The organism is Flavobacteriales bacterium (assembly GCA_020635855.1).
In the GTDB taxonomy this organism is placed as follows: Bacteria; Bacteroidota; Bacteroidia; order JACJYZ01; family JACJYZ01; genus JACJYZ01.
This window is the reverse complement of record JACJYZ010000002.1, coordinates 1,563,642-1,576,118: the sequence shown is the minus strand read 5'-3', so window position 1 is coordinate 1,576,118 and position 12,477 is coordinate 1,563,642. Positions and strand designations below refer to the sequence as shown.

At 46.8% G+C, this 12,477-nt stretch carries 8 protein-coding genes; 3 read left to right on the top strand and 5 right to left on the bottom strand.

Features of this window, described 5'->3' with window-relative positions; genetic code table 11:
* Positions 1-56: 56 nt before the first annotated feature.
* The 5 genes from H6585_06450 to H6585_06430 all read right to left on the bottom strand — a co-directional run bounded on the left by H6585_06450 (position 57) and on the right by H6585_06430 (position 9,747).
* Complete coding sequence (locus H6585_06450) at positions 57-2,657, bottom strand: PKD domain-containing protein (GenBank protein MCB9447969.1); 2,601 nt, start codon at positions 2,655-2,657, stop codon at positions 57-59.
* A gap of 331 nt (positions 2,658-2,988) precedes the next feature.
* The gene (locus H6585_06445; protein MCB9447968.1) at positions 2,989-5,808 is read right to left on the bottom strand and encodes a choice-of-anchor L domain-containing protein; all 2,820 of its coding nucleotides are present in this window, start codon (positions 5,806-5,808) and stop codon (positions 2,989-2,991) included.
* Between the two features lie 270 nt (positions 5,809-6,078).
* A complete protein-coding gene (locus tag H6585_06440) occupies positions 6,079-8,043 on the bottom strand; it encodes a hypothetical protein (protein ID MCB9447967.1) in 1,965 nt (654 codons plus the stop codon).
* Positions 8,040-8,813 (bottom strand): class I SAM-dependent methyltransferase, encoded by a 774-nt coding sequence (locus H6585_06435; GenBank protein ID MCB9447966.1) that lies wholly within the window; start codon positions 8,811-8,813, stop codon positions 8,040-8,042. Before H6585_06435 ends, H6585_06440 begins: the two co-directional genes overlap by 4 nt.
* Positions 8,791-9,747: a glycosyltransferase family 2 protein gene (locus H6585_06430; GenBank protein ID MCB9447965.1), complete on the bottom strand. Its 957-nt coding sequence runs from the start codon at positions 9,745-9,747 to the stop codon at positions 8,791-8,793. Before H6585_06430 ends, H6585_06435 begins: the two co-directional genes overlap by 23 nt.
* A gap of 232 nt (positions 9,748-9,979) precedes the next feature.
* On the opposite strand from H6585_06430, the gene H6585_06425 reads away from it, so the two are divergent.
* The 3 genes from H6585_06425 to H6585_06415 are packed head-to-tail and all read left to right on the top strand — an operon-like array spanning position 9,980 to position 12,475.
* The gene (locus H6585_06425; GenBank protein MCB9447964.1) at positions 9,980-11,248 is read left to right on the top strand and encodes a PKD domain-containing protein; all 1,269 of its coding nucleotides are present in this window, start codon (positions 9,980-9,982) and stop codon (positions 11,246-11,248) included.
* A 10-nt stretch (positions 11,249-11,258) separates the two neighbouring features.
* Positions 11,259-11,693: a hypothetical protein gene (locus tag H6585_06420; protein ID MCB9447963.1), complete on the top strand. Its 435-nt coding sequence runs from the start codon at positions 11,259-11,261 to the stop codon at positions 11,691-11,693.
* 17 nt (positions 11,694-11,710) lie between these two features.
* Positions 11,711-12,475: a response regulator transcription factor gene (locus H6585_06415; GenBank protein ID MCB9447962.1), complete on the top strand. Its 765-nt coding sequence runs from the start codon at positions 11,711-11,713 to the stop codon at positions 12,473-12,475.
* Positions 12,476-12,477: the final 2 nt, after the last annotated feature.

Here is a 12,477-nt window from a genome sequence, read left to right as displayed (position 1 = left end):
AAAAAAATCCGGAGGATGTTTCACCGCCGGATTTTTTCTGTATTTAGTATCCTGAATTAGCGAATCAGGGTCACATGGCCGATTCGCTTCCAGAGTTCGCCTTGACAGTCCCTGGCTTTGACCACCCAAACGTAAACATCTTCCTGGGCGATTTTATCACCACCGTTGGCTTTACCGTTCCATCCGTCAAAGCTATTGGTACGATAGATTTCATTTCCCCATCGATCGAAGATGAACATCTGGATCTCGCAGAATCCTTCATATTCCACCCGGAAGTAGTCGTTGATACCGTCACCATTCGGACTGAAAGCATTGGGCACGTAGATGGATGACACGGGTGTCACTTCCACATCCTTATAAATGGTATCCACACAACCCCATTGGTTTTCCATTGCCAGTACCACCCTGTAGGTACCTACATCATTGTAGGTGTGGTTCGGATGTTGCACGCTTGCGCTGTCTCCATCTCCAAAGAACCAACTCCACTTCACGGCAGGTGTTGATTTATCGGTAAAATTAATCACCGGGTTCAGGATGCTGACGGTAAGCGGACTCGCATCAAAATTGGCTGTGGGCCATGGATATCCTTCAATGTAACACTCCTTCAGCAAAGAATTGGTGCAACCTGCAGGAGAGGTTACGGTCAGCGAGATGTCATAGCATCCGGGTTCGGTGTATGTATGAACAGGATTGCAATCGTCGGATGTTGTACCATCTCCCAGGGTCCAGAAACAAGAACCACCGTAAGACGAGCAATCATGGAAGTCACGGGTGATCGGAACACAATCGGCCAATGAATCCGTGAAGCACACGATCGGCTGCGGGTTCACCATCACTGATTGAACGATGGAATCCGAACAACCAGACGCTTCCGCCACGTACAGCTTTACTGTATACACACCGGCATTTGGGTATGTATGCTGAACATCTCCACATGTGTTGGAAGTGGCCCCATCACCGAAACTCCACGTGCAGTTTGAAAGTCCTCCTACCGAAGAAGAGAGATCATCAAAATCCGTCGGAGCACCCACACAAACCGGTCCGGTTGTGAAATTCGCCTGGGGCGGAGAGTACACATTCACGGTAATGCTTGTATCATCCGTACATCCGGTAAGCGTGGATACGGATAGTGTTACCGTAAAGGTCCCGGTTTTCTGATACACGTGGGCCGGATCACTTGCATTTTGGAAAGATGTTTTGTCGCCAAAACTCCAGGTCCAGTCCGTGATCGGATCATTGGGGTCTGTCGGATGCGAATTATTCGCGAAATAGATCGTATCACCCAAGCAGACATCATAGCCTGAAAAATCCGCCACGGGCGAAGGCAACACATCCAGTGTTTTTGTTACAGTTGCCGGACAGCCAGTTTCACTCACAACATCCAGCGTAACCGTGTATGTACCCGGCGCCGGGTATATGTATACCGGATTTTGTTCTGCTGAAGTGGCATTGTTGGAACCCAGGTTCCATGACCACGACTGGATATTTCCGGAGGTGATCACGGAATTGTCGGTAAAGTGAGTGGAATCCCCGTAACACACCGGCGGTGACACGAAATCGGCAACCGGCATTGGGTCCACCACAATGATCTGCTTGGCGGTATCTACACAACCCACATCGGTATACACGATCAGCTTGGCTTCATATGTGCCCGGTGTTGTATAAACATGGTAAGTATCCTGGGCATAAGTGGTGCTTCCATCTCCAAAATCCCATTCCCAGGTTTGAATAGGAACACTGTCGTTGTTGCCGAGATAAATACTGTACGAGCTTTCGTCAAAGAACACGGTATTGTTCATACAAATCGGCGACGGTTGCGCCACAAATATGGCGTTGGTAGCAGTCGGCGAAATGGTGGCACCCACATCGGTCTTACAACCGCTGCGGCTGGTAAGTGTGCACCATACGGAATCACCCGGACTTACTCCTGAGAGCAGAATGCTTCGGGTGCTTTCCCCGTTGAACCACTCATAAGCGAATCCTTCGGGGGCGGTAACAGTCACGGTTCCTCCGGGTGTACAGTTCTGTACCTGTAGGCCGAGTGAATCGCAACGTGCGGTTACATAGGCGTAACCGAAGTGTCCGCCCCAACCGCAATCCCACGTGTTGAATGTAATGGTAACCGGTTGACCTATGAATGCACGCAGATCCACGCCAACGGTTGTCCATGCGCGGTAGGCTGTTCCGACAGTTGAAAAAGGCCTGCCGCCAAAACCCGTTATATCATTATAAGAACATTCCCGGAATCCGGTGAGTGTGGTATCATACACCACTTCAAACTGGCCGCATGTAGGGTCAATCAGTTCACCTGTAGCATCGTTGGTGATGTACACATTGAATCGCGGGCGAATGGAATCCGTATGTGCCGGATTGTTCGGGTCACGCAATGGATCTTGCAGCACCACCGCATATTTATAGGTCAGCAATTGGTTGTCCGGACCTACGGTAAATGAGTAGCTGAGGTAGTCGATCTCCCAACCCACACCGGTACCCCACGGACCGATACCACCGTTACCCAACCTCACGCAAATATTTTCATTCGGCGGCAAGGTCATCACATTATTACACGTCATCGGATCCGGGGTGGAAGTTGTGATGAGGGTATGTCTTCCAGGAAAAATCCCAATATTGTTGTAGTAGTCACCGGGTCTGTTCATTGGGGGGTTGAAACAGTTGTTACATGCTCCGGGCATAGGTATTTGCAAACCCGGCAATGAATAACATCCGTTACAGGAAGGCCCGGTACCATCCGGACATGTGACGGTAGGTCGATTCTGTTGATTGCAATTATTCGAGTCAAAACTTCCCGGCTTATACACCGTGGTCCGCCCCACCCAGTTGGTGAAATCCCCTCTGCTGAAATCGAGGTTATCACAAGTAGATGGCTTGGGAGTCTGGGCTCCCGCGGGTGCATATGCCGCCAAGCAGCATATCAAGACCAGCGCCATGGTCCTTGTTTTACGATAGAGGGTTTGCGAGCACATAGGCTTACCTGATTACAGTTACACTTCCGACCATTTCGCGAAGCAACTCACCATTATCCTTTTTGAAGAACCTGCAAATGTATACGTACACGTCGTTTTGTACGATTTTGTTCCCCGGTCCGTAAACCTTACCGTCCCAGGGATCATTCAATGAATGGGACTCATAAATGGTATTTCCCCAGCGATCGAGGATGTACATTTTGAAATCCGCCTCTGCAAAAATACCCGTCGCTTTGGGTATGAATCCTTCGTTGATGCCATCGCCTTGTGGCGTAAAGGCATTGGGAATATATACGGTTGAAAGTTCCCGCACCACAACGTACTTGCGTGCGGTATCCATACAGCCATAATCGTTAACCACGGTTTGAGTAATGGTATAAGTGCCCGGCTCATCATACGTACGTATGGGATTAGGGTTCGTGGTGGTGGTATCCACTTCACCGTCGCCGTAATCCCATATCCAAAGGGTCCCACCATTGGACTCATCTGTGATATACACCACAGGATTAATATCATCTACCACGGGAGGGGTGATACTGATTCCGGCATCCGGTTGCGGATATACTGTAATAAGGTTTTGCCTGAACACAGTATCGGAACAACCATCGTCTGTCACGATCATGAGACCGGGCGAAAAACTTCCGTCTTCATCGAAACAGTACGTCACATCTTTTCCTGCCTCCACATGGTTTCCGAATATCCAGCCCCATTGATCAATCGTTGCCTGCCCCTCGTCTGTTGCATCATTGAACACAATGCAAAGGGGGGCGCATCCCGCAATGCTATCCAGGAAGAACCTGGGCTCGGGCATAGGGAATACGGTGATCTGCGCTTCGGTACTGTCTTCACACCCATAGAAACTTGACACATGGAGTTTAACCGTGTAATCTCCATCGTTGGCGTACTGATGATTGGGATTAAGGGTATCACTGGTGGTGCCATCACCAAAATCCCATACCCAGGTACCGCCCGTTAACCCTATGGAGCGGTTATACATCACAGCTGTCTCATTCTGACAAATATCCGTGACAAGCAATTGAGCAGTCGGTTTGGGTTGAATGATCACAGCCTTTGTGATGGAACCTGGACAACCATTCACTGAGGAAATATTCAACGTTACGAAATAGGTACCGGAAGTCTTATAGATGTGGTTCGGATTCTGGGCGGTTCCATGAGGTGATGCATCGCCGAAATCCCAATCAGAAACGCCAATGGCATCGCTCGGATCTGCAAGGGTGGTTTGGTTGATAAAGAAGGATGTATCTCCTTCACAGGGTTCGTTCACTGTGAAGTTGGCTACGGGAAGAGACCAGATCTGAAGGGTTTGGGTTGTGGATCCTGTGCAACCAAATTCATCGGTTACGGTAAGCGTTACAGTATACGTACCCGCCCGGTTATATGAATGTTCAGGATCCGGAACCGTATCGAAGAAGTTATCCCCAAAATCCCATAGCCACTTGGAAATATTACCTCCCATGCTGGTAGAGACATCCTGGAAAGTTGTGGGCAGATTGGTACAACCTGTCTGAAAGGAAAAGTCTGCGTCAGGTGGAGGATTGACGCTAACATCCAAACTATCTGTTAACACACAACCATCGGGTGAAGTGGCAGTAAGAATGTAGGTAAATGACACAGGATTTGTACCTGCCACAGCCAGTACCAGGTTAGATGTAGAAGAATTAGGAGTGGTCAGCCCGGTGGTGGGAGACCATGAATAGGTATAAGACGGATCCAGCACATTCCCGATCTGTACAATGTCGCCGGAGCAGACATTGACATCCGGGCCCGCATCGATCACCGCCGGGTCATCAATTTCAATATTAATGGTATCGTAAACCGGACAGCTACCGCGTTGGTAAACGATCTGAACAAATTCATTCAGCTCTTCGTCGTTATCTGCATTGGGAATGATTTGCACTTCGACGCAAGATTGGTTGGCCGGTATCACCACGCTATCGGGAATGGTCTGATAGTCTACCCCGTTTGTAGCGGTTCCACCAATCTCATAATGCACTGTCAACGGCATATTCATTTCACCGGTGCGACAGAAGGTAAATGCGCCCGGGGTGCACCCTTCCACCCCGTTTTGATTGGCGCCCACCTCATTAAATACGAAAGGTACACACTGAACCGAATTGGACTGGATGAATATGCCCGAGTCGAAAATGCCATCCTCTACGTCCGCGATCCCAATCTTGAGGTGATACGTTTCACAAGGAATAACCGCAATTTTTCCTACCAGTGGCCATGTAAAGGCATCGTACTGTATGGCTGTACCGCCCTGATTGTTGTAATAAAACTGGCTATTGACGTTCTGATTGATATTGTTGATGCTCACCGGAAGCGTTGTTCCGGGCACGAGGGCAATGTTTTGTGCGCCGACAATCCCGGGACCACTCACATAGAATGCGAATACATCATTGAACTCACGTCCAACGAATTCAGGGTATTCTTCTGAAGCAAAGGCATAGTTGATTCGGAGGGTATCGCAATAAGGAATGAGGTCAAATTCCAGTACGCAGGCATCGTAAGTGGGTGTATTGGCCAAAACATCCAGCTGGTTATCACCTGCCGTGCCGTTGTTGACCCCGGCACTAACGGAATTGTTCGGCCCCACCGCTGTTTGGGTAGAACCTGTCGTGAACAGGATACCATTGGGAATGGCCATCGGTGTGGCTGTTGCGTCGAAATATCCGACTGCACCATTGGGGCAGTTCAGCACTACATTCATCACATCAAAACCCACACCCACAATCTGATTGGCCAGCTGAAGTGGGGTAAGATTATTGTTCACCACCAACTGGGCACGTGACTGACTTTGCAAGCACACAGTAAGCATTAGGGCACACAAAGTGCCACCGAATTTTGGCGATATGAAAGTTACAGACATTGACTAACTAACTGAACACCCTGGGTATTCTGGGGGACACGCACCAGAGTAGTCCAAAGATTACACATCAAAATAAGCGCAATGCGCTTAACACCCTTTAAATACACTGAAAAACAACAACCTATTTCAAATATAGCTGATACGTGTATACCAAGCAAGTGGGTTCCAAATTAAATTTGGACTTCCATGGGCATAAATTAGCAATCAATGATCGCCCAGGAATTGTCTTGCCATATCTTCATTGCCAAGCATGCGATAGGTATATCCCAGATTTGCCTTGGCTGACGGGTCATTAGGCAATAATTGGTAAGCGCGTTGAAAGTGAGGTAACGCCTGACTGTAATTTTTAAATTGATTAAAGTAGATCGCCCCCAAGGCACTGTGCAAAATAGGCACATCAGGATTAATCAGAACGGCATTTTCCATAAAAAACACAGCGTTTTTGTAGTCGTGTAAAATCTCCAGACATTGAAAACCCAGGTAGTAATTTACAAAGAAATTATTTGGGTCTGATTCGTACAGTTGTTTATAAATCAAATACTTATCCTGAATACTCCTTTCTTTTCCCTTGGGTTCCCAAATACCCACGTCAAATCGTTGTGCAGCCGTATGCATGGTTGCATGGGGCATTACAATCGGAATCGTGACCAACAGTGAATAGCTTTGTTGAAGGCGATTTTCATCCATTAAAAAACGTGGTCCCCTGTCCAGTGCAACCAGGTCAAACACCCTATGGGTAACAGAATCCTGAACGCCGGAAAGAAATTGATTCCACCTTTCTCTGATTTCGGGTTTGGGATCTGAAATCAGAGACCATAACCCTTGTCGTTCACCTCCATGTTCAAAGTATTCCGAATTACCTGTATCGTATACCTTTTTGCCGGCTTTCAGTCGTTCAAATGCGATTAATGGTGTATTTAATACCAGATTTTCCGAAGCTACCAGTGATTGCAACATGTGCCATTCCGGTAATCCTGCCTCCACATCGCGTGCATTGCGGAGGTAAGGAAAAGAAGCGGTATATATGTTTACTCCCAGAGCAAGCAACAAACCCCACGTGGCCCATGCAAAAGGCAAACGCCTAAACTCCTTCAATGCAAGCCAAAGCAATACAGGTGTGAGCAATTGGAGGAGATATGTTAACCAAGCCCCCTTATGTTGCCCCATCCGATACAAGAACAAGGCCACCACCCACAAGGCGATGTAATGTGGCAATCCCATTTGAAACATCAGCAATGGTTTTGATCCATGTGCCACATCTATTTGTTGAGTTATATCCTTTAATCGGGTGTTGCGAATGGATAGGTAGCCTGCTACAAGGGAGATTGCCACAAGTCCTCCGCTGTGTTTAAGATACTCGCCACATTGCAACCAGAGATATGCTACATCATCTATCTTATAATTTGTATACACAAAAAACACATTGCTAAAAAATGTTTCGTACTGATAATTCACCCATAATACAGCAGGTATCAATATCGAAAGAAATATTCCCGTATAGATCAGGCCTTTCCTTTTTGAATGAAACAAAAATATATACGAACCTATAAAGGGAGCTCCAAGCAGGAAATAGGTCTTTGCCAGAAAAGCCACCACAACCAAAATAGCACTGACACACATTGAGAGAACCGACCACCTCTTTCTGTAGGGAATATATATAGCCAACAAATACAGGAATAGACCAAAGGAATCCGGTCGCACCATGGGTGTTACAAAGTATAACAGGGAAGCGTACATAATAACTCCTCCCATGACGGAGAACAGCCATAGAACCCCTTCATTTCTGAATATGCGGACCATCACAAAACAACACAGCCAGATAAACACCGCTGCCACCAATCGGTATACGGCGTATGTTTCACCTAACACATAAGCCACCGGATAACATATATAACTAAACGTAATCCCGTACACATTGGTGAAGTTGGGTTGCAATGCCAGGTCAAATGGGTTTTTCCCTTCCAGCAGCATGTGTGTGGTGCATGGAATATGGGCTTCCCGATATTCCAAAGGCATTTCACATGTAATGAGATGATAGTGGTCCAAAAGAAGCTTCCCTCCCACTCCTGCGACCACAAGCCAACACACCCATATCAGCCATTTGGGTAGGCGTGCATGCTGCAATAAATCCGAACCAGTAGAAGTCGTATGCTTCAGCCCTTCTTTCATTCAGGTGCAGAATTTTGAACCACAGCCATCACGGAAGTGCCGGTAAAGGTTCTGGGTAACAATGAAGTTTCAATTCTCATGAAAAAAGAAAACGCCGCATTCATCATCCGGCTTGGCGACTCAAATCCCCTCCGGGTATCCGCATGGCCACCTTTACCGAGCAACCATTTGCGCACCCAAAGCACAGGCACCAATATCAGTCCCCAGTAAAACACCTCCACGGATCTCAGACCCGCTCCTGATATGAGTGCATCCAGGTCGTGTTTCTTATATCTCCTGTAATGCCCTTGTGCACGATCATAGGCACTGAAGAGTTTGGGATTGGCAGGTACATTAATCACCAGGTATCCGTTGTGTTTCACATGCGCAGCAGCAGACCTAAGGAAGGACACATCATCTTCTATGTGCTCCAATACATCCATCAACATAACCACATCATACTTTCCAGTCAATCGTTTATCCAGATCATGTATATCATACAGGAACAATTTACCACGACCATCCTCCGCCATTTTCAAGCCTTGCTCATTTAGATCACAACCGTCAACTGTCAAACCGCGTGCCTCCACCTGTTGCCTGAACCTGGCATTACCGCACCCAATCTCCAAAAGCGTATCTGTTGATTTCAATCTTTTGCCAAAGTGATTCCAAAAAACACGAAATCGCCATTTCATCCAGAAATGACCTGTTTGATTCACTTCGAACCAGGCGTTGTCCATGGCAACGTCCACGGCCCTGGATATATATTCAATGCGTGGCAGGGTTTTCACTTTTTTGCTCGACAATTCGCTCTTTCACCAAAAATAATGGCCGGCCTTTCACCTGGAAAAAGATGCGCAGCACATACTCCCCGATGATTCCCAACGAAACCAATTGCACGCCCCCAAACAATGCCACAGCCATCAGCAAAGCGGTAAAGCCGGATGGCACGTCATGAAAAACCAGCTTTCTATAAATGGTAACAGCAACATAAATCAAAGAAATGAGGATAGAAAGTACCCCAAGGCGAGTAATAAAACGGATCGGCAGGGTGCTGAAATTAAATATCCCATTATAGGCCAGGCGAAACAATTGCATCCACCCATACTTAGGTTGCCCTCCCTGTCTGTAATCGCGTTCATATGGTAACCCTGTTTGCCTGAAACCGACCCAGGACCTCATTCCTCTTACAAATCGGCTTTCTTCAGGCATTTGTTTGAGCACGTCGGCAACCCTTCTGGTGATAAGAGAAAAATCACCGCTATCCAAGGGCATTCGTACGTAGGACAGGTTGCGCATGATTCGATAAAATGCGGAGTAAAACATGCGTTTCATCCACCCTTCTTTTCGCTTCTCTCTAACGGCATACACCACATCATAACCTTCCTTCAGCTTGGCGTAGAAGGCGCCAAACAACTCCGGAGGGTCCTGCAAATCTCCATCCAGAATAAACAATGCTTCTGTTCCGCGGGCTTCATGAATACCCGCCGAAATAGCTATCTGATGACCATAGTTTCTGGAAAGGAACACCCCATGGAACGCAGGATCGGAAAGACAAACGGTACGGATGTGGTCCGCAGTTCCGTCTGAGGATCCATCATCAACCAGCAAAAACTCAACGGAAACCGTTTCATCAACCGCGCCCTTTAACCTTTCCACGAGCTGTGGAAAAATCTCTGCTTCATTATACAGGGGAACTACAAATGAAATAGCTGGCATATCCATGTTTACAAATGTATTATTTCTCCCTGCATAAAGATCAGCTTGAAATTTTACACCCGCACAATACACCGAAATAACACCTAGGCAAATAAACTTAATTACTTATTTTTCAATATGTTACAAAGATTCGTTGGGGCGAAAATATGCACGTAAACTGGGTCTTGCTATACGGTGGGAAACTTATCCAAACTTTTGCGTTCGTGTGTCACTAAAAAGAAACAAAAGGGTGTTTGATATGAATCGTTCAATTGCAAATAGATTTTGGAAAGCGACAAGCACAACTCTCCTGCTTGTTTTGGGAATGACTCACTCCTCATTTGCCAATCTTTCGGAAGTAATCCGTTTTCATGTGGATCAGGAAAATTATAGCGACGAAACAGTAATTCGGTTCTTACCTGATGCTACGACAACTTTCGACAACGCCTATGATGCATTAAAACTTTTCAGCAGCAACAAAGAAGTCCCCTTCCTGTTTAGTCATACTTCCGACAGCGTACCTCTTTCAATCAATGCCCTTCCTTTATTTGCCGGAACATTTGAAGGATACTTCACTTTGCAGGTGCAAAAGGCGGGGGTATTGGATCTGAGCTGGGAAATCCTGGGTGCCTTTGAACCGGGAACACAGATCACCATTGAAGATGTATCAACCCACTCTATTGTGGACATCAACAATGCTAGTTCCTATCACATGGAAAAGGATGCGGGCTTTAACAGATTCAAACTTATCATCAACCAACCTTCCACTCCCCCCACCATTGTACTCACTCCAATACCTGGTGACTGCGATCATGATGGCTCACTCGAAGTAAACACGAACCTGGCACCTGTAACGATTGAGATTAACCAAAACGGCTTCCCCTTTCTTTCCAAAATCATTGAGAATACCGGCACAGCCACCATAAGCAACATCCCCCTCGGAAGCTATGAAATCACTGCTACTATGAACGGTGATGAAATTAAATCTGAAACACTTACATTTGAAGGTCCGGCTCGTCCAATCTCAGAATTCAGTTGGTCGATTGACGGAAACGGGCAACCAAAAGTGGGCACTTTGGTACATTTCGAAGACTTATCTTTTCAGGCGGTATCGGTTCAATGGGATTTTTCAGATGGAAGCACTTCCACTGATAACAACCCGTATCACGCATTCAATGACCCAGGGACTTATGCCGTTACACTGACCGCCTCCAACGGATTTTGCAGTCAGGTAACAAGCCAGGAATTAACCATATGGCCTGGAAATGGTGCATCCAGCGGAAAGGAAAAACACCATCCTCACATCAAATTCAACAACCGAAACCGAACCGTTTTTGTTTCCAACCTAACCCCAGACGTACCGGCAGAACTTTTTCTCTGCAGTATGACAGGAAGCATTATCAAAACGGTACACATCATGAATGACGGCACCATAACGCTGGACGCCATCCCAGGAGGACTCTACATCCTCCAGGTCAGACAGGAGCAACAATCAAGTTCAATGTTAATCACAATGTCGAACCGATAACAATAGCACCATGAAAAAAAAGAGGATCATTTGGGCAGTTGTGATGGGGTTGGCAAGTTCGCTTTCCCTTCATGCGCAAATTGGTGGAGGGCCAAAAGCCGTAAAGTGGCAGGAAGCCTATGCAAAGGATTCCAATGATTTCAAACTGCTTACTTTCACAGCAGCTGAATTTCATGGAACGGTATACATCCGATGTGCTATGGAGCCGGGGCTTGAAGAAGGCCTCTTGATGCTGGAACGCTCTAGTGACAGTCTCATTTTTCATGTGATGCAGCTGAAGCAGTGTTACAACTCAGACATTCCGCTGAATTATAGCTTCCAGGAGCAGGCCCCAGTGCAAAACACGTATTGGTATCGTATCCATTATGTTCGCCAGGGAAAAACGGCCATACTTTCTGACCCGTTGCGGTTTGAAGGACAGGAACAAGTGGCATCCACCGAATAATTATTACCCACCTTTAGATGATCAAGGCCATTATTGTAGATGACGAAGAGCTGAACAGGGAATTCCTCAGCAACCTCATACACACCTATTGCCCGGAAATAAAAGTCGCAGGAATGGCCAGCAGTGTCAATGATGCCATCCTCGCTATTTCCCAGATGACTCCGGATATCGTTTTCCTGGATGTTGAAATTCTGGACGACTCCGGTTTCTCGGTCCTCGAAGCTTTTCCAGAACCTGATTTTGAGACCATCTTTATTACCGCTCATGCCGATTATGCCATTAAGGCCATCCGGATGAATGCATCCGACTACCTGCTGAAACCCATTAAGGTTGCTGAACTCAAAGCAGCAATTGCAAGGGCCTCCAAACGTATTGGAAGAAAAACATCGGGCTTAACCCGCGACCGTCAGTTCGAGATCATGAACAATCCGCGTCAGGGACACATTCTGCCTGCAGGCAAAATTGCTATCAGTACCAAAGACGGAATCACATTCGCCAACCTCGACGAGATCCTGTATTGCCAGGCAGACCGTTCATACTGTGAGTTTATTTTTACCTCAGGAAAGAAAATGATGGCTTCAAAGCCCATGAAAGAATATGAGGATGTACTGGAAGGGGCCGGTTTCTTTCGTGCACACAAATCCTACATGGTCAATTTGAATCATGTCAGTCGGTACATTAAGAAAGAAGGTGGATATATTGAAATGGACAATGGCGATCAGATAGAGGTCGCCACGCGAAAGAAAAAGTCATTGTGGGATTTATTGGAAAAGTCTCAATAATC

What these genes read in the sequence shown, in the direction of transcription:
- H6585_06415 (MCB9447962.1), top strand. Translation starts at nt 11,711, where the DNA reads ATGATCAAGGCCATTATTGTAGATGACGAAGAGCTGAACAGGGAATTC.
- H6585_06440 (MCB9447967.1), bottom strand. Translation starts at nt 8,043, where the DNA reads ATGAAAGAAGGGCTGAAGCATACGACTTCTACTGGTTCGGATTTATTG.
- H6585_06450 (MCB9447969.1), bottom strand. Translation starts at nt 2,657, where the DNA reads ATGAACAGACCCGGTGACTACTACAACAATATTGGGATTTTTCCTGGA.
- H6585_06430 (MCB9447965.1), bottom strand. Translation starts at nt 9,747, where the DNA reads ATGGATATGCCAGCTATTTCATTTGTAGTTCCCCTGTATAATGAAGCA.
- H6585_06425 (MCB9447964.1), top strand. Translation starts at nt 9,980, where the DNA reads ATGAATCGTTCAATTGCAAATAGATTTTGGAAAGCGACAAGCACAACT.
- H6585_06420 (MCB9447963.1), top strand. Translation starts at nt 11,259, where the DNA reads ATGAAAAAAAAGAGGATCATTTGGGCAGTTGTGATGGGGTTGGCAAGT.